27 protein-coding genes and 2 pseudogenes are annotated in these 23,613 nt (G+C 59.6%); 8 read left to right on the top strand and 21 right to left on the bottom strand.

The genetic code is table 11. The features are described from left to right. Positions 1 to 44: 44 nt before the first annotated feature. A complete protein-coding gene (locus tag WI754_RS27965) occupies positions 45 to 761 on the top strand; it encodes a sulfite exporter TauE/SafE family protein (RefSeq protein WP_341487224.1) in 717 nt (238 codons plus the stop codon). Between the two features lie 117 nt (positions 762 to 878). Here the strand turns inward: WI754_RS27965 and WI754_RS27960 are convergent, their stop codons facing one another. From WI754_RS27960 to WI754_RS27930, 7 genes are all read right to left on the bottom strand, one after another. After that, positions 879 to 1,274: a Rid family hydrolase gene (locus tag WI754_RS27960; protein WP_341487223.1), complete on the bottom strand. Its 396-nt coding sequence runs from the start codon at positions 1,272 to 1,274 to the stop codon at positions 879 to 881. Between the two features lie 4 nt (positions 1,275 to 1,278). Next, positions 1,279 to 1,860 carry an NAD(P)H-dependent oxidoreductase gene (locus WI754_RS27955; RefSeq protein WP_341487222.1) on the bottom strand — a complete coding sequence of 194 codons (582 nt, stop codon included), beginning with the start codon at positions 1,858 to 1,860 and terminating at the stop codon, positions 1,279 to 1,281. Further along, positions 1,860 to 3,266 (bottom strand): FAD-binding oxidoreductase, encoded by a 1,407-nt coding sequence (locus WI754_RS27950; protein WP_341487221.1) that lies wholly within the window; start codon positions 3,264 to 3,266, stop codon positions 1,860 to 1,862. The genes WI754_RS27955 and WI754_RS27950 overlap by 1 nt, the downstream gene beginning before the upstream one ends. A 1-nt stretch (position 3,267) precedes the next feature. Beyond that, complete coding sequence (locus WI754_RS27945) at positions 3,268 to 4,581, bottom strand: cytosine deaminase (RefSeq protein WP_341487220.1); 1,314 nt, start codon at positions 4,579 to 4,581, stop codon at positions 3,268 to 3,270. Next, positions 4,581 to 5,429: an ABC transporter permease gene (locus WI754_RS27940; protein WP_341487219.1), complete on the bottom strand. Its 849-nt coding sequence runs from the start codon at positions 5,427 to 5,429 to the stop codon at positions 4,581 to 4,583. Before WI754_RS27940 ends, WI754_RS27945 begins: the two co-directional genes overlap by 1 nt. Then, positions 5,429 to 6,253 (bottom strand): ABC transporter ATP-binding protein, encoded by an 825-nt coding sequence (locus WI754_RS27935; RefSeq protein ID WP_341487218.1) that lies wholly within the window; start codon positions 6,251 to 6,253, stop codon positions 5,429 to 5,431. The genes WI754_RS27940 and WI754_RS27935 overlap by 1 nt, the downstream gene beginning before the upstream one ends. 72 nt (positions 6,254 to 6,325) lie before the next feature. Beyond that, positions 6,326 to 7,342 carry an ABC transporter substrate-binding protein gene (locus WI754_RS27930; RefSeq protein WP_341487217.1) on the bottom strand — a complete coding sequence of 339 codons (1,017 nt, stop codon included), beginning with the start codon at positions 7,340 to 7,342 and terminating at the stop codon, positions 6,326 to 6,328. 183 nt (positions 7,343 to 7,525) lie between these two features. On the opposite strand from WI754_RS27930, the gene WI754_RS27925 reads away from it, so the two are divergent. Continuing rightward, positions 7,526 to 8,464 (top strand): LysR family transcriptional regulator, encoded by a 939-nt coding sequence (locus tag WI754_RS27925; protein WP_341487216.1) that lies wholly within the window; start codon positions 7,526 to 7,528, stop codon positions 8,462 to 8,464. A gap of 13 nt (positions 8,465 to 8,477) precedes the next feature. On the opposite strand, the gene WI754_RS27920 is transcribed toward WI754_RS27925, so the two are convergent. Continuing rightward, entirely contained in the window at positions 8,478 to 9,275 is a 798-nt protein-coding gene (locus tag WI754_RS27920; protein WP_341487215.1) for a creatininase family protein, read from the bottom strand. A gap of 430 nt (positions 9,276 to 9,705) precedes the next feature. On the opposite strand from WI754_RS27920, the gene WI754_RS27915 reads away from it, so the two are divergent. Beyond that, entirely contained in the window at positions 9,706 to 9,897 is a 192-nt protein-coding gene (locus WI754_RS27915; RefSeq protein WP_341487214.1) for a DUF6494 family protein, read from the top strand. 407 nt (positions 9,898 to 10,304) lie between these two features. Here the strand turns inward: WI754_RS27915 and WI754_RS27910 are convergent, their stop codons facing one another. From WI754_RS27910 to WI754_RS27895, 4 genes are all read right to left on the bottom strand, one after another. Continuing rightward, entirely contained in the window at positions 10,305 to 11,300 is a 996-nt protein-coding gene (locus tag WI754_RS27910; RefSeq protein ID WP_341487213.1) for a HupE/UreJ family protein, read from the bottom strand. Further along, positions 11,297 to 12,163 (bottom strand): peptidylprolyl isomerase, encoded by an 867-nt coding sequence (locus WI754_RS27905; RefSeq protein WP_341487212.1) that lies wholly within the window; start codon positions 12,161 to 12,163, stop codon positions 11,297 to 11,299. The genes WI754_RS27910 and WI754_RS27905 overlap by 4 nt, the downstream gene beginning before the upstream one ends. Before the next feature lie 59 nt (positions 12,164 to 12,222). Continuing rightward, positions 12,223 to 14,163, bottom strand: a complete 1,941-nt coding sequence (locus WI754_RS27900) for a DUF3604 domain-containing protein (RefSeq protein WP_341487211.1) — start codon at positions 14,161 to 14,163, stop codon at positions 12,223 to 12,225. Between the two features lie 137 nt (positions 14,164 to 14,300). Continuing rightward, a complete protein-coding gene (locus WI754_RS27895; protein WP_341487210.1) occupies positions 14,301 to 14,591 on the bottom strand; it encodes a hypothetical protein in 291 nt (96 codons plus the stop codon). A 445-nt stretch (positions 14,592 to 15,036) separates the two neighbouring features. Between WI754_RS27895 and WI754_RS27890 the strand changes: the two genes are divergently transcribed. The 3 genes and pseudogenes from WI754_RS27890 to WI754_RS27880 form a co-directional block, all read left to right on the top strand. Beyond that, positions 15,037 to 15,318 carry a type II toxin-antitoxin system RelB/DinJ family antitoxin gene (locus WI754_RS27890; protein ID WP_341487209.1) on the top strand — a complete coding sequence of 94 codons (282 nt, stop codon included), beginning with the start codon at positions 15,037 to 15,039 and terminating at the stop codon, positions 15,316 to 15,318. A 41-nt stretch (positions 15,319 to 15,359) separates the two neighbouring features. Beyond that, positions 15,360 to 15,494: pseudogene (locus tag WI754_RS27885) on the top strand (type II toxin-antitoxin system mRNA interferase toxin, RelE/StbE family); the annotation flags it as partial. Then, a pseudogene (locus tag WI754_RS27880) lies at positions 15,467 to 15,598 on the top strand (VapC toxin family PIN domain ribonuclease); the annotation flags it as partial. The pseudogenes WI754_RS27885 and WI754_RS27880, both read left to right, overlap by 28 nt. Positions 15,599 to 15,635: 37 nt before the next feature. Here the strand turns inward: WI754_RS27880 and minE are convergent. From minE to WI754_RS27845, 7 genes are all read right to left on the bottom strand, one after another. Then, positions 15,636 to 15,899: a cell division topological specificity factor MinE gene (minE, locus tag WI754_RS27875; protein ID WP_341487208.1), complete on the bottom strand. Its 264-nt coding sequence runs from the start codon at positions 15,897 to 15,899 to the stop codon at positions 15,636 to 15,638. Further along, positions 15,896 to 16,711: a septum site-determining protein MinD gene (minD, locus tag WI754_RS27870; RefSeq protein ID WP_341487207.1), complete on the bottom strand. Its 816-nt coding sequence runs from the start codon at positions 16,709 to 16,711 to the stop codon at positions 15,896 to 15,898. The genes minE and minD overlap by 4 nt, the downstream gene beginning before the upstream one ends. A 35-nt stretch (positions 16,712 to 16,746) precedes the next feature. Beyond that, complete coding sequence (gene minC / locus WI754_RS27865; protein WP_341487206.1) at positions 16,747 to 17,481, bottom strand: septum site-determining protein MinC; 735 nt, start codon at positions 17,479 to 17,481, stop codon at positions 16,747 to 16,749. Between the two features lie 348 nt (positions 17,482 to 17,829). After that, positions 17,830 to 19,077 carry a patatin-like phospholipase family protein gene (locus WI754_RS27860; RefSeq protein ID WP_341487205.1) on the bottom strand — a complete coding sequence of 416 codons (1,248 nt, stop codon included), beginning with the start codon at positions 19,075 to 19,077 and terminating at the stop codon, positions 17,830 to 17,832. Positions 19,078 to 19,188: 111 nt separating this feature from the next. Next, on the bottom strand, positions 19,189 to 19,479 hold the full coding sequence (locus tag WI754_RS27855; RefSeq protein WP_341487204.1) for an FCD domain-containing protein: 291 nt from the start codon (positions 19,477 to 19,479) through the stop codon (positions 19,189 to 19,191). Between the two features lie 28 nt (positions 19,480 to 19,507). After that, complete coding sequence (locus tag WI754_RS27850; RefSeq protein ID WP_341487203.1) at positions 19,508 to 19,792, bottom strand: hypothetical protein; 285 nt, start codon at positions 19,790 to 19,792, stop codon at positions 19,508 to 19,510. 86 nt (positions 19,793 to 19,878) lie between these two features. After that, positions 19,879 to 20,085, bottom strand: a complete 207-nt coding sequence (locus tag WI754_RS27845) for a hypothetical protein (RefSeq protein WP_341488029.1) — start codon at positions 20,083 to 20,085, stop codon at positions 19,879 to 19,881. 125 nt (positions 20,086 to 20,210) lie between these two features. On the opposite strand from WI754_RS27845, the gene WI754_RS27840 reads away from it, so the two are divergent. Then, positions 20,211 to 21,182, top strand: coding sequence for a 3'-5' exonuclease (locus WI754_RS27840; RefSeq protein WP_341487202.1), 972 nt, complete (start codon positions 20,211 to 20,213; stop codon positions 21,180 to 21,182). Positions 21,183 to 21,353: 171 nt separating this feature from the next. Continuing rightward, a complete protein-coding gene (locus WI754_RS27835; RefSeq protein WP_341487201.1) occupies positions 21,354 to 21,500 on the top strand; it encodes a DUF1127 domain-containing protein in 147 nt (48 codons plus the stop codon). Between the two features lie 451 nt (positions 21,501 to 21,951). On the opposite strand, the gene WI754_RS27830 is transcribed toward WI754_RS27835, so the two are convergent. Together WI754_RS27830 and WI754_RS27825 are read right to left on the bottom strand one after the other, a co-directional pair. Beyond that, positions 21,952 to 22,233, bottom strand: coding sequence for a hypothetical protein (locus tag WI754_RS27830; RefSeq protein WP_349438025.1), 282 nt, complete (start codon positions 22,231 to 22,233; stop codon positions 21,952 to 21,954). A gap of 39 nt (positions 22,234 to 22,272) precedes the next feature. Beyond that, positions 22,273 to 23,613, bottom strand: coding sequence for an HlyD family type I secretion periplasmic adaptor subunit (locus tag WI754_RS27825; RefSeq protein WP_341487199.1), 1,341 nt, complete (start codon positions 23,611 to 23,613; stop codon positions 22,273 to 22,275).

Genomic DNA, 23,613 nt, shown 5'->3' with positions numbered 1-23,613 from the left:
CGAGGTGCGACGAACGGTGATACACGCAAACTGGAAGGCACATGATGTCGGATCCTTTGACCCTCACGGCCATCCTCTCGGCTGGCCTACTGATGGGCCTTGGCGGCAGCCTTCACTGTGCAGGCCAGTGCGGCGGTATCGCATCGTCGCTGCTGATTGCCACGGGCCGGGGCAGTTCCGGACCGGAAACGGCGAAGGCGCTGCTGGCTACCCAACTCGGTCGCACGGTCACCTATACGATTGCAGGTGGCCTCGTCGGCGTTGCCGGTGGTGCATTGGGTGATCTTCTCGATCTCGCTGGTATCCAGCCCCTGCTGCGCATCCTCGGCGGGGTTATGCTGGTCTGGGTGGGGCTGGCGCTGATCGGCGTCGTCCCCGGTCCCCAGATCTTCGACCGCCGTGCCATGGCCGTCTCAGGCAGGATGTTTGGGCGCAATCCTCCATCCGCGATTCGGGGATCTTCGGCGCTGCTCCTGGGCATGGCCTGGGGGGCGGCTCCCTGCGCTATGGTCTACAATGCGCTGATGACCGCCATGCTGACCGGTGCGCCGGCAACGGGTGCCTTGTTCATGATGGGTTTCGGCCTGGCGACGATTCCAGCCGTGGCACTCGCCGCCCTGGGCATGTCGCAGATTGCCATCATGGGCTTCGCCGCGCACTGCTCCGCACGCCGCAAGGCCATCGGGCTCGCGATCGCCTTTCTCGGGCTGGCAAGCATGGCTATGCCCGCCGTATCGCTGGGCGCGCTTTGCATGAACTGACAACGACTTTGTTGAGTCGTTGCACATAAAGAGGACCTAGTTTCCTGAGTTCCCTTTCGAGGGTGGCGTCGCCCTGTCGGGCCTGCGAGGGGCGGTCGTTCTGATCGACAGTCGAACTCAGAAAATCTTGGCGGCAGTCACTTCCACCTCGACCAGAAATTCCGGCCGGGTGAAGCCGCTGACAATGATCAGAGTCGAGACCGGCTTCGGCGCGCGCGTATAGCGGTCGCGGACCGCCATATAGGCGGGGAAGTCCTCGCGTCTGGTGACGAAGCCGCTGATGCGGATGACGTCGGCGAAGCTCATGCCGGCATCCGACAGGATGGCGCCGATAGCCTCGAAGCAGAGTTGGGCCTGTGCCGTCACGTCGGGCGGAACGGTGTCGTCGAGGCCGATCCCCAGTTGGCCGGAGGTCACCAGCAGGCTGGCGCCCGGCGGCACCATCAGGCCGTGATTGTAGTTGCCGAAGGGGCGGCGGACGGACGGTGGATTGAAGGCGGTTTTTTCCGACATCGGCTCAAAACCTTTCCATCTTCGCCTTCACCTTTGCCATGAAGCGTGACCGGGTCTCTTCCGTGCAATTGTTCATGTCGTAATGGGCGAGGAAGGTGACCGGCGACCACGGATCGATCTGGGCGCGCAGCACGCGCTTGACGATCTTCTTCGGCGGGTTGCCGGCGACAAACGCGCGAAACTGCGTCGCGCCATAGGTCATGACGGCGCCGAGCTTGCGGATGTGGCGCAGCCGCGATTGGACCTTGCCATCCACCAGCTCGAAGGAAATTCCTGGCAGCCAGACGCGATCGAAATAGCCTTTGAGGATCGCCGGAAAGCCGAAATTCCACACTGGCGTGACGATGACCAGCCCCTGCGCCGCCAGCAGCCGGTTGCAATAGTCCTTCACCAGCGCCGTGTTTTCCGGATGGTCGTGATAGACCAGACGGTCGTGGCGCGACAGGACCGGATCGAACCCTTCCGCATAGAGATTGCAGTCATCAACCTCGTGACCCGCCGCCTGCAGGCTCTCGCGGGTGAGCCTGTGGAGGGCGCCGCCGAAGCTCTCTTCGACCGGGTGGGAGTGCAACAGCAGGACGCGCATCAAACCCCCATCGCTGCAAGACCGGGGAAGAGGTAGTTCTTGCCGGAGCCAAAGTCGAAATCCGGATTGTCCCAGGCGATCATCTTGCCGGGATTAAGCAGGCCCTTGGGGTCGGTCTGTTTCTTGAAGGCAAGCTGGGTCCTGTCCGTCTGCTTCATGCCGCCTTCTTCCAGCGTATAACGATGCGGATTGAAGATCGGGCAGCCATTGTCTTCGTGGATGCGGATGATTTCTTCCAGCCGCGCGTCGGTCGTATAGCGCACCAGCGGCAGGCCGGAACACTGGATGGCCGCATCGAACTTGATGAACTCGAGATGCCCCGGCACTTCGTCGCCGAAGATCTCCACCAGTTTTCCGACCTTGGCGACGTGATCGGGACCTGGGTACTGCACCTGCAGATAGGTGAAGTTTGGATCGACCTTCATGGCCCGCAGCGTCGTATGGTTCCAGGCAAGTTCATAGGCATGCGGGATGCCCTTCATGCTCTCGACCTTGTCAGAGCGGAACAGGATCTCGCCGTTCTGCTGCGCGACGAAAGCGGTGAACGGATCCATCGCATGTGGCGCGATCATGATCACCACCACTGACTGGTTGCGGTCACGCAGAAAGGACTTGTGGCGGCTGAAATAGTCGTAGGGGATGGGGGCTGCGATCGGCGCCACTTCCTTCAGCAGCAACCCGTTCATATGGCTGAGCGCATCGGAAAAACGGACGGCTTCCATGAAGTCGTCGTAGCCGACCAGAACGTCCACCCAGTCATAGGCAGGGGCGAGAGGCATCTCGACTTCGGTGATAATGCCGTTGGTGCCATAAGCGTGGCTGACCTTCTGCAGGTCCCACCCGGTCAGGTCCAGCACCTGCGGTTCGGCCTCCATCGTGACGACGCGAAGGCGCAGAATATTGCCGAGGTCTCGGAGACCGCCCCAGGTGATCGAGCCGACGCCTCCGGAACCGCCGGCGATAAAACCGCCGATAGTGGCGGTTCGGGCGGTTGAGGGATGGAAGCGCAACTCCTGGCCGGAATGGGCCTTCGTCTGCTTGTCCAGATCTGCCATAACGACGCCGGGCTCGCAGACAACCCGGCCGGGATGAATGGATTTGACCACGTTCATGCCGGCCAGATTGAGGATGATGCCGCCCGACAGCGGCATGGCCTGGCCGTAATTCCCGGTGCCGGCGCCGCGCGGGGTCACCGGTGCTCCATGGGAATAGGCGACCTTCAGGGTGCGGATAACCTCTTCCTCGGTCTTCGGCGAAACGACGAGGTCGCCCGTGACGTTCTCGAGCTGGGCCCTCAGGATTGGCGAATACCAGAAAAAGTCGCGGCTCTTCTGGCGCACCAGCGCCGGATTGTCCTCGATGGCGATGCCTTCGAGTTCCTTTTTGATGGCGGCATAGTCGGGCATGTCATGCTCCAAGAATTGGGTCGAGTTCGCGGTAGTCCGGCAGGCTACGGTCGATGCCCATGCCATTCCGCATCACGATGCGGTCGGCCTGCGGACGGGAGAGGAATTCGCTCCAGCGGCGGGCGCTGAAAAGGACGAGATCGGCCGGCCCGCCGACGGCAATGCGACCAAGGTCCGGGCGGCCGAGAATATCGGCGGGCGAGGTGGTGATAACGCGGGCGGCATCCGTCAGCGGATGATCCAGATGCAGGATGCGCACCGCCTCGCGGAACAGTTCGACCGGGTCCATGTCGCCATAGGCATAGAAGGGATCGCGGGTATTGTCGGACGAAACGGCGGTGGCGACGCCCGCTGCCGCCAGCTCGTGAAACAGCGTCACTCCGCGCCAGCGCGGCGTGCGGCCTGGATGGCGGTCCTGCAGATACATGTTGCACATCGGCAGCGACACCACGGAGATGCCGGCACGGGCAACGAGGTCGATCGTGGTTTTCGCCACCTCCTCGTCCTGGCGGGCGAGCGAGCAGCAATGGCCGACGGTGACGGTGCCTTCGAAGCCATGGCGCAGTTTGGCCTCGGCGATGGTTTTCAGCGTCAGGACCTGTTTTTCCTCGGTCTCATCGACATGCAGGTCGATGTCGAACCCATTGTCCGCGGCAGCGCGAAACAGGAAATCGAGGCGCTCATCCAGATCCGGCATGATGTAGGTGACGCCGCCGAGTAGGCCCTTATGCTCCTTGATGACAGAGACAAGATCGTCAAAAAACGGCGTGTCGAAAATCTGGTCGAGTGGAAAGAGGGCGACCGCCTGCAGCGCGATCCGGTCCTTCCAGGCCTCGCGAACTTCGGAGAAGACCTCGAAGGAAACGCGGTGCTGGGGCGCAAGGGAATCGAGGTGGGTGCGGATCAGATGCGTGCCGTGTGCGTAAGCTGAGCGCAGCGAAAATTCCATCCGTGTCTTGACGTCGATTGCCGACCAGTTGGCCTCTCTGTCGATGCGGACATTGTCGAGCGCGCCCATGAAGGTGCCGTCCGGGTTCGGGCGGCGCGGCCAGATGTGGCCCTTGTCGAGATGGGTGTGCATGTCGGCGAAACACGGCCAGACCATGCCCTGGCGCAGATCAGCTTTCGGGAGTTCCACCGGAGCGGTGCCTGGGGGCAGGATGGCGTTGATCTTTCCGTTGGAAATCACGATATCGACAGACGCCAACCCTTCGACGCTGGGACCCGTTTGCGCCGTCACCGCGATTGCCGGAACGGTGGCATTGCTGAGCATGAAATGTTGAGCATCCGGCAGGGAAAGGAATGGCGTCGGCATCAGTTTTCCCTTTTCAGGCTGCTCTCGTGCCAGCGATGCAGGCTCAGCCATGAGATGAAGGAGGTTAGCGCGAAGATCGCCACGCCGAGCAGCGACAGCAGGATCAGGGCCGCGAAGAGCCGCGGGATGTTCATCCGGTATTGGGCTTCGAGCAGGCGGAATGCAAGGCCGGAACCGGCGCCGGCCGAGCCTGCGGCGAATTCGGCGACGACGGCGGCGATCAGCGCCAGCCCGCCACCGATGCGAAGCCCGGTCATGAAATAGGGCAGGGATGCGGGAAGCTTGAGATAGAGCAGCGTCTGCAAGCGCGAGGCGCCGTAGAGATCAAACAGGTTGAGCAGGTTATGATCGACGCTCTTCAATCCCTGTACCATGTTCGACAGGATCGGGAAGAAGGCGACGAGAAAGGCGCAGATCAGCAGCGCCACTTGCGTCGACGGGGCATAGATCAGGATCAGGGGCGAGATGGCAACGATCGGGGTGACCTGCAGGATGACGGCGATCGGATAGAAGGCAATCTCGATCCAGCGCGATTGCACCAGGAAAACCGCAAACCCGACGCCGCCGATGAGGGCAAGCAGAAGTGACAGCAGCGTGATCTTGGTGGTGACCCAGAGCGCCGGTGACAGGGTGTGCCAATCGGTGACCAACGCCGTGGCAACCGCGACCGGGCTCGGCAGGATGTAGGGAGGAACGCCGGAGACGACCACGCCGAGGTGCCAGAGCAGGACCATGGTCGCGAGCACGAAAAAAGGCACGAGAAGGCGCAGCAGCAGGTCGCGGTTTCTGTTGCGGAACGAGGAGGAGATAACAGCGGACGTGTCCGGCGCCGTGTCTTGCGAGCTCATCAGTGTTCTCCCGAGCCGATGGCTTCCAAGAGGATGGTCGAGACTTTTTCGCAGGCCTGGCGATATTCCTCCGAGGTCCGGTAGTGGGCGTCGCGCTCCAGGCTGGTGCGCAGCGGAAAGTCGGCATGGACGCGGCCCGGTCGGGCCTTCATCACGACGATGCGGTTGGAGAGATAGGCGGATTCGAACACCGAATGAGTGACGAAAATCACCGTGATGCCTGTTTCCTTCCACAGGCGCAGCACGTCGTCATTGAGCTTCTGGCGGGTGATCTCGTCGAGGGCGGCAAAAGGCTCGTCCATCAACAGCAGTTTCGGTTTCGTCACCAGGGCCCGGGCGATGGAGACGCGCATCTTCATGCCGCCGGAGAGCTCGCGCGGGTAGGCGTTGGCGAAATCCTGCAGGCCGACGGTGGCAAGCGCCTCTGTGATCCGCGGCCGGGCAGCGGATTTCGAGATGCCGCGCAGTTTAAGCGGCAGATGGACATTGCCGAAGACGGTCTGCCAGGGCATCAACGTCGGTTCCTGAAAGACGAAGCTGATGTCGCCTTCCGGCAGGCCTTTGGAATTGATCCGCGAACTCGGCCAGTCGATCTTGCCGGACGATGCGTCGCCGAGCCCGGCGATGACGCGCAGCGCCGTCGACTTGCCGCAACCCGACGGGCCCAGCAGGCTGACGAATTCCCCGCTCTCTACGACGAGCGACATGTCGGACAGCGCCAAAGTGCCGCTCGAAAACCGTTTCGATACCGAATTCATGGCAACCAATGGCCGTTTGCGTCCTTCGATGGATCGCTTGGGCGCGCGCGTCTCGGCTAAATTCATTGCTGTCTCGGCTACTGGGCAATTTCTGTGACCCGCCGCCGGGCCGGCGGCGGGAAATGATCGGCGATGCCGTTACTTCTTCAGCGCCATGCCGACGCCCTTGCAGGTGAACTGCGCGGCAAAGGCCTTCTTGTAGTCGGTTTCGGCCTTGAAGAGCTTGATGGCGACGCTGTCATCGAAGAACTTCTTGTAGTGTTCCTCGGTGATGCAACCGATGCCCTTTTCAAGCGCCGCGCCGGATTCCAGAATGCCATATTCCTTCATCTTTCCGATCGAGTAGGCGATCTGGCCATCGGTCATTTCCGGATTGTCGGTCTTGATCAGCGCATTGGCCTTGGCATTGTCGCCGTAGAGGTAGTTGTACCAGCCCTCAATCGAGGCATCGACGAAACGCTGCACCAGCTCCGGCTTGGTTTCGATGAGGGACGCCTGCGTGGTGATCATCGTGGAATAGGGCGAGTAGCCGCTGTCTGCCAGCAGAAACACCTTTGGTGTCCAGCCCGCCTGCTTTTCGATCTCATAGGGTTCCGACGTCAGATAGCCCTGCTGGGCGGATTGTTTGTCGGCGAGAAATGGCGCCGGGCTGAAGTTGTAGGGCTTGTACTGCTCGTCCTTGAAGCCGGGGAAGTTCGCCTTCATCCACTCGAAATAGGTGAGGTAGCCGTCCTTGCCCATGAAGATCGTCGGCAGTTTGGCCAGATCCTCGAATTTCTCGATGCTCTGATCCGGATGGGCGATCAGAACCTGCGGGTCCTTCTGGAAGATGGCGGCGACATCGACGATCGGGATGCCCTGCTCGACAGCAGAAATTTCGGCCTGTGGGCTGCCCATGAAAAAATCAATCTTGCCCGAAATCAGAAGCGCGCCGTTGGCGGCGTTCGGTCCGCCCTGCACGATCGTGACGTCAAGACCGTGTTTTGCATAGGTGCCATCGGCGACGGCCTGGTAAAATCCGCCGTGCTCGGCCTGTGCCAGCCAGTTGGTGCCATAGGTCACCTTGTCGGCAGCGGCGACCTGGGTGGAGGCGGCGACCAGGGCACCGAGGCCGGCCATGACAGGAATTGCATTCGATTTCAGTAGATTGCGCATTCTGCGTCGTTCCCCGTTGATGCAACAGACGGTCGTCATTGATCGCCCATTTTCCCCATTTGAGCGGTTGCGTTGCTCTTTGAAAAGCATCAAAATTCGTCCGCATTGATGCCATTTAGGCATCTATCTGTGGACTGCGTTCAAAGCGTTGGCCCGCTCCGCGAACGATGGAAGAATGGACCGATGCTGCATTCCCGAAAGTTGCAATATATCAACGAGATCGCCCGTTGCGGCTCCATTCGCAAGGCGGCGGCCCGGTTGAATGTCGCGTCCTCGGCGATCAACAGGCAGATCCTGGCGCTGGAAGCGGAAATCGGCGTGCCGATCTTCGAGCGGTTGCCGCGCGGCCTGCGGCTGACGGCTGCGGGTGAACTCTGCATCGAGCATATCCGTGACGTGTTGAAGAATTACGAGCGGCTGGAATCGCGCATTCGCGGCCTGAAGATGCCACAGGCGGGCAAGGTGTCGATCGTGACCACGGTGGGGCTTGCGGCCGGGCCGTTGCCGGAAATCATCGCCAAGTTCATCGGGCAGCATCCGCGGGTGCGCATCCAGCTGCGCAATGATGGCGGTTCGACCACCCTCAACCCAGTTCTGACCGGCGAGGTCGATATCGGCCTCGGCTTCAATATTCCGGCGACGCCCGGCATCCGCACGCTTGCCAATTTCGATGTGCCGATCGGTGTCGTTCTGCCGCCCGGACACCGGCTGGCAGGCACCGGTCCGATCAGTCTCGCCGATGTCGTGCAGGAGCGGCTGGTGCTGGCTCAGACCGGGACCAGCCTGCGCGATGTCATCAATCTGGCTTTGGCGCCACTGCCCGTTTCGGTGGAGCCTGTGGTGGAAACCAATGCCTCGGAGATGCTGAAACAGCTGGTCAAATCTGGCACCGGCCTGACCCTGCTCAATCCGCTGGACGTGATCGTCGAATGCCGGTGCGGCGAACTGGTGTTCCGCCCGATCGCCGAGACGCATTCCCGCCAGCCGATGAAGCTGTTTGCGCGGGCGCGGGCGCCGCTCGATGCCGCCACCAGCCTGTTCGTCGAGTATCTGATGGCAGAATTGCTGGCGATGATGCAGGAACTGCAGGCCAATGGCCACATTCTGGCACCGGAGAAATGAGGCCGGACCGTTCCTATTTCGAATAGAGATTGGCGAGAGGATAGATCGTCAGATCTTCCAGCAGCTCGATGAAGCCCTTTGCCTGGTGCCGGGCGATCAAAGCCCCTTTTTCCGCTGTGCCGAGCGACGCGTCTCCAACGACGCCGTTGGGGTTGAGATCATGGGCGATCCAGGCCAACGAATGCGGCGGCAACGGCTGCAGATAGCGGGTATTGTCCTTCATCCATTCCGCCTTGGAGGCGAAATTCTCGGCCCTGTCCATGCGCACAAGATCCGGACGGAAATGCAGCATCATTGAGGTTTCCATGTCACCGCCATGGATGCCGAATTTCTGCTCGTGCTCGCTGATCAAGCCTTCCGGGCAGCCGAAGCGCGACCATTGGGTGGCCACGACCGCCATGGAGAACCGCACCCTTAGTTCGCGTGCGACGATGTTCATGACCTCGAGATTGCCGCCGTGGGAGTTGACGATCACCAGCTTGCGCAACCCGGCTTCGGCGACCTTGCCGCCGATCGCGGTCCAGGCGGGGATGAGAATATCTGCCCCGAGCGACAGGGTACCGGGGCCGTAGATATGCTCGTTGGCCTTGCCGATCTCCTGCGTCGGGAGAACGAGCACATCCAGTGCTTCCGACATTAACTTGCGTACCTCAGTCAGCATGCCGTTGGCGATGGTAACGTCGGTGGAGATCGGCAGGTGCGGGCCGTGCTGCTCGGTGGAGGCAATCGGCAGGATCGCAATGGTCCGGTCGACCGAAAGATGAGCAAAGTCGCCGGTGTTCAGCTCGTTCCAGAAAAAAGGTCTGCCCATGGCCGCGTCCCCGTTCGTCATTCAGTGCGAGGAATACGGGAAGAGGACGGGCAACGAAAAGCATCAATTTGCGTCCGGGACGATGCTTTTTTGCGTGCGGCGTCCGTACAGCACGGATGTTTGTTGAACATGCCAATGTCTCTTCCGAATATTGCTGACCAGTGACATGCTCCATCCGTGTCGGTTCGCGGCGCGCATAAAGATGAAACTCATGTGGTTCAATATCAAGTTGCCAAGCAATGAACCCCAGTGTTGCCAACGGCATGCTCTCCCAGACATCAAAGTTCGCCCAGGATAACGCATGAGGCAGAGTTGGACAGCGAAGCCGAGCTGGTGGGGGTCTTTTTGTATAGCACCGGGCGTCACCGTGCTGCTTCCTTGACCACTCGCTTTCCCTTATAATCCCTTTCGGATACAGAGGAGTTCCGCCATGAGTGAAGACGCCTTCAACATGTCGATCCGCAAGTTCCTGAAGGAAGTCGGCGTCACTTCGCAGCGCAAGATCGAAGAGACGGTGCGCGAAGGCCAGACCGACGGCGAGAAGCTGAAGGTCCGCATGACGCTGACGGCGGAAGGCACCGGCCTCAACCACGTAGTGGACGGCGAGATCGAACTTCCATAAACCCGGCCAAGCGATTAAGCACACAGGGCGTACGGATGTGCGCGGCCCTCCAAAGCATCGAAATGGTTAGACGTCTCCGTTCCCCCCCGAAGCGGCCGCTCATCAATTCGCGGTACGTGCTGATCTGCTAAGTTAAAAGGTTGCCGAAAACCACGCGGCACTACATCTGCTTTTCGAGATTGGAACGAACGGTGGTTTGCAGTCGTGCGCCTCGCCAAGTCGCCATGGACGCAGGTCCACTAGATAGCGGACCTCGGTGCCTGCCCGCCTAGCGCTATTATCGACGCGTTTGCTGCCATCTGGACTTGTTTGAGCTCATGGCGCAGGTTGACCCAAGGCGGTCCTTCTACTTCTAACTCATTTGTCGCGAACTGAGCGAGAATGAGACCTTCCGTGCATCGCGCTGCTCACGCCGCCAACCCGGCGATCCGCGAAACCAGCCACAGCATCGCGGCGGTCCCAATCATGTAGGCGCCGAGCTGACGCGCCGGTGCGGGCTGTATCGTGCCCAGTGCGCCTGCCGCCCTAAGCACGACCAGCGCCGCGGCGATGAAGATCAGCTGTCCCGCCTCGACGCCCAGATTGAATGTCAGCAGGCTCAGCGGCACGTCGGATTGCGGCAGGCCGATTTCCTTCAGGGCGCCGGCAAAACCGAAACCATGCAGCAGTCCGAACGCGAAGGCCACGACCCAGGGGTAGCGCTCGGACAGTCGCCTCTCGCCCGGCTTCATTCTAATCAGTTCGCTCGCGACGAAGGCAATGCTCAGAGCAATTGTCGCTTCGACCGGCTTCTGCGGTAAACTGAAATATCCGAGCGACGCTCCAGCCAACGTGATGCTGTGGGCGATCGTAAAGGCCGTGATCGTCTTGACCAGCATCCAGCGATGTCGAATGAGCAGGATGAGCGCGAGAACGAAGAGTAGATGATCGAGGCCGGAGAGTATGTGGTCGACACCCAGCGGAAAGTAGGTCTGCGCTACTTCGAGGCTGGTCTGTGCGCCCGCAGCGACAAAGGAGGGCGCGTCCGGCATGAGGCGCGCGACCTCAGTGTCCCCGTTCTCGTATTCGATGCGAACGAGCGCTTCGGTCATGGTCGACTTGAGGCCGTTGATGCCGATCTCGCCGCCCTTCAATCCCCCCGCACAGGCGACGGTCCATCGCTCCAGATGGGCCCCGCTCTCGATCGACCTCGCCGGTTCGGCTTTCTCAACGCACGCCTTCGGCAGATGCGCATAGAGCCCGAGACGCATAGAGCCCTGCGCCGGCACCTTCCAGACGATGGCGAACTCGCCGCTCTCCGTTTCGCGCATGTTGAGATAGGCCGGCCGGATCTCATGGGCCATCGAAGGTGCGACCAGGAAGACCGTTATGAGCACGGCCAGCAAGGCGCCAAGCCGCGTCACCGGTTGGCCCCCATGCTGTCTAGGCTCTCGATTGTGACTACATAGCGCTTGAGGAGTTCGGCGAAGCGCTGGTCCTCGAGTTGGGCGCGTTTGGCATTCGTCCACTCTCGCGCCACAGCGTCGCGCACCTCGTCGAGCATCGGCACTCGGCCGGGCACACGCTCCGTCACGCGGATCAGGTGCAGCCCGAAGCCGGAATCGACGGGACCGGTCCATTGGCCCAAAGGAGCCTTGTCGACTTCTTCCGCGAAATCGGCGCCGAAGGTTTGGCCGATCGATGTCTTGCTCGAAAGCGGCAGGTCGGGCGGAAGCAGCGTGGGGTCGCCAAAAAGGGCGCTATCCGTGGCCGGGTTGGTCAGCAGCGCTTCGAGGACGGAAGCCGCGTCCTGTCCGATCGTGTCGCCGCGCCGCTGAGGATTGAGGAACACCTGCTGGAAGGCCAGCATTGGATCGATCTCGAACGTGGCTGCATTGGATTTCAGATAGGCGTCGAGCTCCGCATCGGTCACTGTCAGAGCTTCGGCGTCGGCCGCGTTCATGAATTCCATTTTCTGGCGCAAGCGGCGACGAACGACCGTGTCGTCCCTGTCGAGCCCGAGCTCCAGCGCCTGGCGTACGAGTATTTCTTCCTTCACATGGTCGTCGATCAGGCCCTTCAGTTCCTCGGCAGTCGGCGGACGCTGCCAGGTCTTTGCGAACACGGTCGCCATCTGCTCGATCTTCGGCGCGGTGACGACGATGGTGTCCGGCCTGTCGTCCGCATCGGCGCCCAAGAGCTCGTAACCCGCGAAGATCAGCAGCGCGAGCAGCAGGAAGTGGACCAGCGGTTCCCTCAGCACACGTTTCAACAAGATCGTGCTCACTCGTTCGCCGGATGTCGGACCGGACGGTCCGGCGGCCGGTTCAACCGCCGCCATCGCGATCACGGCGTGTACCAGATCGGCGAGGTATAGGCGCGTTCGGTGACGGTCATCCGCGTACCCTCGAGCGGCTTTGTTCCGTACCGTTTGGCATCATAGGCGGTCCACCGCGGCGTCGGTATCTCGATGACGCGTCCGTAGTAGAAGGCCTTCTGCTTCGGATCGAACAGGGGGTCTTTCCACACCGCGATCAGTTCCGGCGCACCGATGGTGTTGGTCCAGGTCGCGTTCTCGATGTCGACGGTGCTGCCGACCGATGGCACCTTGCCGTCGGCGCCCGGTTTGCGGTCCCCGCCCCAGGCGACGTCGTACACCTGCTCATGCGTCTCGCCCTTGTCGTCGAGCCAGCCCTTGACGATCTGGTAGCGGTCGAGATTGGCCCCGATCGGGTCTCGCAGCGCGGCGACGAGGAACGACGGCGCCTTGCCTTCCGGCGCTGCCGTCAGGTCACCGCCCATGGGAACGCCCTTGCCGTAGCCGATCGCGCCGGGATTGCGGGTCTCGGCATCGGCCAGCTCGAAATCCCAGCCGCCGAAGAAGCGCACGGCCATGCGCGGCCCGGTGGTTGCATAGGTCTCCTTGCGCTGCATCGCGTCCCAGATCGACTCGCGGGTGTTCTCCGTGGCCCACACGGCGGCGTAGCCCGACGCGCCGACCTCCCAGTCCATCACGGTGATGCCGGTCTTGGCGTCCTTGACAAAAGTTGCCGTCAGGCGTTCCGGGCTTGGCTCCTGCGGCGTGGTCTTTCCAAAGAAGTTTTCCTCTTCCATGGCCGCAAGGCCAGTATGGGCGTCGGAGCTGCCGACCAGCCCGAACTTGTAGGGGTTCGTGCCGAGTTCAGCTTCGAGCTTGAGGCCGTTCTTCAGCGCGGACCGTGTATACTCGAACTCGAGCATGTCAGGCGTCTTCGGCACGCTGGCATCGAGATTACCGAAATCCCAGGTCTCGAAATCCGCGAACTCGTCATTGGGCGACAGGACCGGGTGTGCCTCGCCGTCGCCCTTCGTCTGGGTTGTCTCGTAGAGGCGCTCCCACCGGGAGCGCTGCTCGACATATTCCTTGTCTACCGGCTTGCCGGTGAAGGATTCGATCAGCGGGAACATGCGGCCGTTGGACAGGTTGCCGTTGTGCGCAATTGCCAGCACGTTGCCGCCGGTCTTGTCCTCATAGGCCTGCATCCACTTCCATAGGTCGCGCGGGTTGTCGCTGCCCAAGGGCTTAAGCGTCGTATAGGGCACGACCTGGTCGGCCTTTTGGGCACTGTCGCGGAAGACGACGTTGCGATGCAGATTGTTGCCTGCGGTGTTCGAGGTCCACTCGTAGCCGATGAAGGCCGTGAACCGCCCCGGATCGTTATATTCCTCGGCGGCCTTTATCGTGTCCTGCCACGCGTTTTTGTAGGGACGCGTGTCCGGCCCGTAGATCATACTCTTGGGCAGCGTTCCCTTGCCGAAGCCAAAGATGATTTCGAGCGCTGCCGTGGCGCCCTGACCCGACTTGATCATGTCGTACCAGGTCTTGGCCTGAGGGTCGGCAATGACGTCCGGTTTGCCGGCAAAGAGGTCCGGGAACATGCCCATGTTGTCGGAGTGATCGGTCACCACCAGGAAGTCGAGCGGCCGTGACAGCTTGGCAGGCTGGCCGCTCGACGCCGTGATCTCCTCGCCGCGGGCGAAGCGGTAGGCGTCGCGAGGCGTCAGCCGTGCTCCGAAAGCGCCGGCGTCGAACGAGGCTCCGGTGTGGAGATGCGTGTCGCCAAACAGCGGCCGGGTCGGAAAATTGCGCCCCGCATAGGGCGAGTAGACAGGTTTGCTGGAAAATGCCTTTCCGGCCTTCGCACTGTCCAGAGTGCCGATATCGGTGGTCTCCTGAGCCGCAGCCGGCAAGGCAGAGCCCAGGCTTACGAACCCCGCAATAATCAACTTCGCGGATGTCCTTTTCATCGCTTTCCCCCCTTTGCAATAGTTATACTTAAACAGTCCGAGCGGGCTATTTGTTGATTTGCATCAATGACAGGAATCCCTGTCTCCGGTCCTTCCTCATTCTTTAAGCGTCTTGCAATCGTCCTCCGCGTTCGCCGTTATGTGGACCCGTTGGGCGAGCCTGCAGGAACGTCCCACAGGTCCGCGCACAGCAGCAGGTGACGGCCCAATTCCCGCGCATCGGCTGCAGACATGGCAGCCTGAATTTGGTGGGGTGGGCTGTCTGTGGATTGATAGACATCCCACTCCTGCTGAGACAGCGCATAGCCAAGACGGAGGACGACCGTGCCGGGCGAGGGTAGGGACGTAACACCCCATTCGACGAGCATTTGGATTCTCAACTGATCGCTGCTGTCAAATTCCCAATGCGCGCGCTCAGCTTGTTCCATGATGCGGATCCTCCCGACGCAGCGGTAAGCCGTCTCTTACCGGCAAGAAGAATGCCCGCGGAGACGATGCCACGGGCAAGGATGGAGAAATTTTTTCAGTATTGCGACGGAAGATATCCGGCTGGGATGCTCTTCCACGAGAGGATGGGAGTAGGGCACCCTCTACGGTCTAGTATAGTCCAAGAGTAGAAGTAAATATATAATTATATCAGTTAGTTAATCTATAGTACAATGGAGCTACGCCAAATCCCCGCGGGAGCGTGGCCTGCCAGCAGATTTTTTCGCGGTCCTCAGCGCCTTGCGGAGGCAATGCCCCTGTAACCTACGATAGTATTTGCTGACTCGGCATGCGACGCATATTTGCTGCGGGCGACTGCGCCGCAGTGGCTCAGCCACGGGGCGGACCTGTCCGATCCGAAAGCTGGCGAGATGCTCGGTCTCAGGGTTGAGCATCGCCACGCGGATCGATGCCGCCGTCAAGGAGCGCGCAACGGCAGTTCTCGAGAATATGGGGCTGACGGTCTCGGATGTCGTTCGCATCTTGTTGACCCGGACCGCGAATGGAGGCGCTCTGCCGTTAGAGCTCGTTAGCAACAGCGACGTCCACGATGCCTGGTTCCGTGCCAAGGCGCTTGAGGACACGCGCCCTGATGTTGAGGATGTCGACGCCAAGACCCACTTCCGTGAACGCCGAGCGGCAGCACTGCGCAAGGCCGATGACCGATGAGGCTCGTCTGGGCGTAATACGCTCTCGACGATCGCGACAACATCTTCAGCCATATCGAAACAGAAAATCCGAGGGCGGCCGTTCACGTCGATGAGCAGATTGTCCGCGCCGCACGTCGTCTCCTCAACATTCCCGAAAGCGGACGTCCCCGGACCGGCGCAATGAGGCCGACGCGCTGATTGTTGCGACCGCGCTGGTCCACGACATGATCGTCGTGACGCGCAACATCAGAGATTTCGAAGGCACCGGCGTCGTTGCGGTTGATCCCTGGCACGGCTGACGGTCTCGCTTCTGCTTGCATGCGAGGAAGGCGGCCCTTAAGCCGCCTTCCTCGCTGCATCGAAGGGAATTTCAACATCGACAACGAGCGTTGAGACCTGGATGCCGCGCTCCAACTTTACACCGACCTTTTCGCTATCGATCTGCATGTGCTTGGAGATAGCGCGAAGGATCTCGTCGCGCAACTTGATGACAAGGTCCGAATCGCCGGCCGAGGCACGCTCGTGGGCCAGCAGTACCTGCAGCCGCTCGCGAGCAGCTGGTGCGGACTGCGATCGGGAAAACAAACGGAAAAGATTCATGCCGCTTTCCTTCCGAAGATCTTGCCGAACAAACCCCGCCTTTCACCAGGAATGGTGACAGGCAGGCTTTCGCCTTTGAGCCGGCGTGCAGCGTCAAAATAGGCCATTGCGGGAGCGCTGCGACCATCCGCCAGGGTAACAGGAGCGCCCACGTTGGACGCACGCAAGACATCCATGCTTTCCGGAATGATGCCAAGAAGCGGGATCGACAGAATCTCGAGAACATCATCAACCTTGAGCATGTCGCCGCGCTCAGCGCGAGAAGAGTCGTAGCGGGTGAGAAGGAGGTGCTTCTCCATCTGTTCGCCATTCTCGGCTTTCAGGGTCTTGGAATCGAGCAGACCAATGATGCGGTCGGAATCGCGCACCGAGGAAACTTCCGGATTGGTAACGACGATGGCTACGTCGGCATGGCGCATGGCGAGCGTCGCCCCGCGCTCGATGCCCGCAGGACTGTCACAAATGACCCAATCAAAAGCACTCTTGAGTGCGGCAATAACCTTCTCGACGCCTTCCGGTGTGAGATTATCCTTGTCGCGGGTTTGCGAGGCCGGGAGCAGGTAGAGTGTTTCCACTCGCTTGTCGCGGATCAGTGCTTGCGTCAGCTTGGCTTCGCCCTGAATGACATTGACGAGATCATAGACCACGCGTCTTTCCGCACCCATCACGAGGTCGAGATTGCGCAGGCCGACGTCAAAGTCCACGACCACCACTTTCTCGCCGTTTTGTGCGAGGGCGGCGCCCAATGCTGCGGTAGATGTCGTCTTTCCGACGCCGCCCTTGCCCGACGTAACCACGATTACCTTGCCCATGTACCTCTCCAATTAAATAGGAATACGCCTTCGGTTTAGCTGAGCGCTTCAGCTTTGATCGTTTCGCCTTCGAGCCAAATCTGGACCGCTTTCCCACGGAGTCGTGGATCCATGTCCTCGGCAGTCTGATAGAATCCGTCGATCGCGATCAGCTCTGCCTCTAGCTTGCGGCAGAAGATGCGTGCCGAGGAGTTCCCCATGGTACCAGCCATTGCCCGTCCTCGGAGCGCCCCGTAGACATGAATCGATCCGCCGGCGACCAATTCCGCACCGGATGCGACCGAACCGACGATGGTTACGTCTCCCTCGGGGTAGAGGAGCGATTGCCCTGAACGAACAGGCTGGCTCACGACGATCGACGGGATTGCCTTTGCCGAGGGCGGGCCAGAGGCAACAATGCTCTCGGCGGGAACTGCTTTTTCCGCTTCCTCAGTGGTCTGCAATTCGACGTCTGAAGCAGGACGACCATCGCTCATCGCGGGTGGCAGGTCCGGGCCAAGCCATGAAGAGCGAGCACCTTCGATCCCCATAATTCTGACGTTCCGCATGCCCAACTGACTAACGAGATCGCGCAGTTGCGCACGATCGATCTCAAGTCCTTGAACGTCCAGCACAATTGGCCGCCGAAGGAAAAACCCGGCGGAACGGGCAGCAAGCTCGTCGAGCTGGACCAGCCAGTCTTCGAACGGCAGTTCGGGAGTCAATGAGAGCGCAAGGAACGATCGTCCCTTGAGACGAATTGGCCGAGATTGAGTTAACACATCATTCAACTTGGTAAATTTTCTGTTGCCTCGGTGTAGCGAGAAAATGGTTAACACGAAGTTAACAAGGCACCGCGTGTCATTGTGGTGACGAGCGGTGGGCGCCTCATCGCGCACCATCGGGCTCCGCAAGGATTTGTCTTGACCGGCATCTGTCAAACAACCCGTGCATCGTCAGGCACTGGGCGCGACAGGGCGACGTTCGGGGTGGCCGCAAGGTTGGATCCCTTTAAGGCGAAGGAGGAGCTCAAGGTCTTTTCGCTCGAACGTCCGATCGTGTCAGAGCGGTCACCCATGGATGTAGAGCTACGCTATTGAACGCTGACACAACGCCAAGAATGGACGAAGTGCGGGCCCTCACAAATTTGCTTCCGCGTACGGCCATGCTGGGCGGACTTTGTCTAACGGATCCGCTCCGCGGTAGTGAGTTCGGATGCTGCGGTCGCAAATCGCATATCCCCAATTGATGAGCTGTTTAGACGTAGTTTCGCCGAGGTCGGTGAGGCGCGTGGATGTCCGTGCGAGGCGATCGGTGAGCGGACCATCACAGGGCAACGCATCAGGCGGCGTGAACCGAGCGGCATCGGTATCAATTCCCCAAAAGGCGCCAAACCTTTCATGCGCGCGCGTCTCATTGGCGCTGAGTGTGCCGTTGTCGAAGGCGGTTTTGCCGGCCGACAACCTGTCGATGAGATTGCGCCGTCGCAAGGCTCGGACTTGGTTGTCTGTTACCTCAAGAATGCGCCTGAGCTGCCGCACCCAATCAAAGCCGATCTGGGCACTTCGCCCGAACGGCGCACCCCCATCGCTCACCAGTATCGTCATGTAGCGCTTAACCACCGGTTCCAGTCCGTGGTTATCGTACACGCCACCGTCGGTCAGCACGACCCGCCTGCGCAATGCGGCAAGTTCATCTCGCGACAGCGACGAGACGCCAGATCGAGTCGGCCATTGGGTGAAGCTGCCTTCCGGCAATCTCAGTTCCAACGGCGAGAGCACCGGCGGAAAAGCCGAGGAAGCCGCGACCGCTTGCGACAGTCTGATCTTAGGCTTATCGAGCCGACCAATCACATAGTCTCCCGCGTAGGGTTTGGAGAACCGAAATAGAACGCCGCTCTGGAGATTGGTTGCACAAAATACAAATCGCGGACTGTCCGGTATGTCCTGCAGCGTCCGTGTGCCGAACAGGTACTTCTCATAGCTTTTCGCCAACAGGGCTGCGGCAGAGAAGCCAGGCAGAAGGCCTATAAGTGTTGTCTTCACGTCGAGATTGTGTCGCGAGAAGGTAAGGATCGGTGCAACATATAGCGCCTTGAAGTTCCCGAATGCTCCATTTGCGTCGGGTCGCCCTAACCCGGCCCAAGCCGTGGCGAGATGTCCAGCCGCAATGGAGCCGCCGGACACACTGGAGATCCGTTTGATTTTCGATAGCAGGCCAAGCTCGTTCAGCCGCATTAATGCGCCGGCGTGAAAAAGCATAGCGCGGAAGCCGCCGCCCGACATCGCCAGTGCAATGCCTGGTTCGAGCAGATTGCCATCCCAGCCAAATCCAGCCACCGAATCAGCAAGTTGCGTTTCCGTTGGTCCAATATTTGCCTGCGGCATAATTGTTCCTCGCTAGAAGTAGCGTTACTGCCCCGTGAGAAAAAGAAAACTATTGCCATCGTAGCATGTTGGATTGGCGTGGCGGATCCACCACGTGGGCCAAGGGAAAAATTAGCCCCGGCGCTCGCGAGCGACGGTCTTAAGATTGCTTAGCTCTCCAAGATGCCGAGCCATAAATAGCGAAGCATCACTGTTCCTGCCCGCCAGGATAAGATCCAGCAATTGAATGTGCTCTAAGTAGCGGCCCCGCGCGCTTTTTCTGTCCAGCATCTGCCTGTAGGCGATCAGGCGCCGCAGCCTGTCTAGTCGCTTCAGTGCATCGATGAAAAAGCTGTTCTGGCAGCACTCGATGATGGCTTCGAGCATGCCGCTGTTGAGCTCAAACAGTTTTGCGTCGGGCACTTCCCATATCCCACCGTCGGAACCGATCTCAACTCTCTGCGATCAATATATGAAGCTTTCGTATCTCGTCGGCGCATTCCATCAAGACAAGGGATGCCAGAAAGTCCGGGCTGTTGTCGAACTGGCCCATGATATTTTTGATGTCGAGCAGCACTGCTGACGGCAAGGATGTGACGTTGCCGCCTTCGGTCAAAATGTGGCGTTGATCTGTGATGGTAAGCAAGGCGCGCTCGACTAACCGCCGACGCTCAAGGAGCGAGAGCTTGGCGATCTCGTTGGCCCCGTGGTCGATGACATGGCCCAAGGTGTACACGGACCAGAGCGACCTCAATATGCTGATGCGAAGACCTTGCGCCTACCTCCACGGCGCACCCTATGGTCTGAGGCACCTCCGTCTTCCTAGTCCTCAATCAAGCCGTCAAATACCTCCAGCATGGCATCGGCAATTGCTTTGCCTAGGTCAGCAGCGGTTGTCGCCAATGCAGCCTCGTTCATGTCGCGTGCAGCCATCGCAAACGCAGCCGCTTCGGTGGTTACGATTTCCTGCGCGCGCTGAACGGCCCATAGCGCGAAATCGCTGCGGCTGCCGATCTCGGTCGTTTCCATACGCTTTCTCCTGATTTGTTTTGATGTTTGGCTTATATCCAACTTGGCAAACCACAACAGCTGATCCTGTGCCTATCTTGGTATGGTATTGATTTCGGCAGGTGCAGCAGCAGAGAACGGCGGGAATGACAGCACAGTTCGACATGTTTTCGAATGGAGCAGGCGAGGTCTCTCCAAACTCCAGTCGCAATGCACAAACGAAGCGACACCCGCCGACCGCGATGAGTGAAGCGAGTATGGTTCAGCACCTGATGGAAACTGGTCGCTACCGCATCCTGAAGAAGCTTGAGCCCCGTGCGATTGTGCCGTCTATGCGTCCGGAATACCCCCTCCGAGGTGTCATTCTCGACACCGAGACTACAGGCCTCAATCATCGTAAAGACGAGATCATTGAGATTGGCGTGATCGCGTTTACCTTCGATGAGTGTGGAATGCTCGGTGATGTTACAGGGATCTACGGCGGACTGCAGCAGCCGACGGGATCAATCCCCGCCGAAGTCACTAAACTTACTGGCATCACCGATGAGATGGTCGCTGGACAGGTGATCGACACTGTGACGCTGCGTTCGTTGATCGAACCTGCCGATCTCATTATTGCCCACAATGCCGGTTTCGACCGGCCTTTCTGTGAAGCGTTTTCTTCCGTGTTCAAAGGCAAGGCCTGGGCGTGCTCAAACGCCGAAATAGACTGGTCATCACGCGGGTTCGAGGGCACGAAGCTTGGCTATCTGATCGGGCAGGCGGGTTACTTTCATGATGGTCATCGCGCCGTCGATGACTGTTTTGCCCTGATGGAAGTTTTGGCGCAGGAGAAAGTCGGCTTTGGCACTGCATTCGCGGAGCTATACGCGACGAGTCAGCGCTCGCGGGTCCGTATCTTCGCCGAAAACAGCCCCTTCGATATGAAGGACCACCTGAAGGGGCGGGGCTATCGCTGGTCGGATGGAAGCGACGGGCGACCGAAATCCTGGTGGATCGAAGTTGATGAAGAAGCGCTGGAAGCAGAGCTTCACTATCTCAGGACCGAGATCTATCGCTACCCGGATGCCGATCCGCCAACCAAGCGTCTGACGGCATTCGATCGCTTCAGAGCTTAAAAAACGATCATCTCCTGCCGAATTCGTAGAACCCATGCGCCAAGCGCATGGGTGGCGTGAGGTATTGTCGCTGTTTTCAAACGTTTGAAAGGCCTATGTTCCAATCATCGAAACGACGCCGGAGCCAAGTAAGGTTGCTGACGTCAGAAAGCCCTCAGGAAGGGGATTATCATGAACGTAGCACGCTCTTTCAACAACTGGCGCAAGTTCCGTCAGACCGTTACCGAACTTGACCGCATGTCCAGCCGTGAACTGCAGGACCTCGGTATCGACCGGGCCGACATCCGCCGCGTTGCCCGCGCATCGGTTGCTCGCTAAGAGCACCAGATTGCACCTGCTTGGCACTGCACGACGCCCGCTCATGACGCGGGCGTTTTTTGTATCAAGTGTCGATGCCTGAGGCTGTCCGGTTCTCGTTTTGTGGTCGGCATTTCCGACATGTTTTTCTTGCATAGCTGCAGTGCAGCATTGTGCCTATGAAACACCGATGATCGGCGTATGATTAAACGCATCGAAGCAATGCACCTCCTCCCGCAGAGCTTCGTGTTTCAGACGGCCCACTCCTCCTCCCAGGGACGTCTGTTGGAACAGCGGCACTCCTCCTCCCAGTCGCTGTTCGGTTCTTTTCGAAAGCCTGCCGCACCTCCTCCCGCGGCAGGCTTTTTCGTTATTGGGATTGAGGCTCTGCTATAAAATATTACGCACCTATCTACGAACAAAGGTAAGCAGCGAAAAGAAAGACGGCTTGATTCAGCCGCCTTGGATACGATTATGGACGGTCGCTCGATGCTCCCTGTGCCTCGACCAGTTCGTCACCGGGATCAGGATCGACATCAGGTGCGCGATCAAGGATGGCAAGCGCCGCATCGACATTTCCGCGTGTCGCCCGCTTTCTCAGGTTCGTGATGGCACGTCGATGACCAATGCCGTCAACGATAAACGCCGAAAGCAACTGGTTCAGTGACAGGTTGTCTTCAGCCGCTGCTCGCTTAGCTTCTTCCATGACATGATCTGCTATTCTGAGAGGATAGGTAGATTTCGGCACGCGCATGACGACCGTCGCTGTCGCAGTTTGAGTGCAGGTAGAGCATCATTGTTCGGCGAAGGCCCTGGACATACTGTCCGTGACTGGTTTTGCAATGTAACTGAAGAAAGTCCTTTCCGTTGTCTGAATCATGACCTCGACGGGCATGCCTGGCGTTGGTGCGAAACCATGGACCCTTGCGATTTCTCCAGGGGAGATATTGATGCGAGCAAGATAAACGTCATGCTCTGCCAAGCCTGTCTTGCTGTTTTGCACGGCGTCCGCCGAGATATAGAATACAGTTCCCTGCAGCACCGGTGTTGTTCGCTGGTTTAATGCGACCAAGCGTATGGTGGCTGTCTGTCCCAGCTTCACGCTGTCGATGTCGTTGCGGGATATCTGCGCTTCAATGATCAGCGGCACGCCCGCAGGAAGTATTTCGAGAATTGCCTTGCCGGTTTCGATTACGCCACCTGTCGTATGGTAGTGGGTGCGAACAACAGTCCCGGAAACGGGCGCGTTGATAGTCGCGCGCTCGAGCACATTTTCGGCTTCGCGCAATTGCTCGCGAACCGCATCGCGTTCACTTTGTATCGATTGCAGTCGTTCGAGAGCTTCTTCTCGATAGATACCTTCCGCCCGAAGGACCTCCTGTTGCCCTTTCACCGATTGCGCTTGTGTTTCCGCTATCTCTGCTTCAAGCCGTCCGATCTGTCCCTCAGCCTCGGCAATCGCCCGCTGTATGGCCTTCACCTCATTTGCACGCACCAATCCCTTGGCCAGCAGGGCCTTCTTGCTTTGATGCTCATCCTTGAGCAGCTCGAGCTGCCGCACGGTCGCATCACGCTGCCGAGTGTATCCTACCTCGCGAAATTGCAGGGCCTTTATGTTTTGCTCAAGCAGGGAGAGTTCGCCGGAAAGCTTAAGCTGCTGGGCCTTGAAATTGAGTTGTTGGCTGACCAGGATCGACCAGACATCGTGATCGTCGCGGTGTTTGCTCAGCAAGCTCGATATATCGAGAACATCGGCGCGCTCGAATTGCGCCGTCAGACGGGCCGCTGTAACATCCAATCTCATGCGGCGCAGAAACAGCTCCCGTTTTTTTGCCAGCGCTGCGGTCTCATCGAGCCGTACCAGCGGCTGATTTTCGACCACCTGATCGCCTTCGCTGACGAGAATTTGCTTGATGATGCCGCCCTCCAGGTGCTGCAAAATCTTGTTCTGGCCCGTGGCAACGAAACTGCCCTGCGTGATGACCGCTGCCGCGAGAGGGGCCGTGGACGCCCAGGTCCCGAAACCACCGAATGATACGCCCAACAGGACCAACCCGACCGTTGTCTGCTTCCAGATCGATCTTGGAACGTCGGCATACCATTCTATATCGTGGACCTTGGCGATGTCAGACAT

The organism is Pararhizobium sp. A13 (assembly GCF_040126305.1).
GTDB lineage: Bacteria > Pseudomonadota > Alphaproteobacteria > Rhizobiales > Rhizobiaceae > Pararhizobium.
The sequence above is the reverse complement of the archived record's forward strand: the minus strand, read 5'-3'. Positions and strand labels throughout refer to the sequence as shown.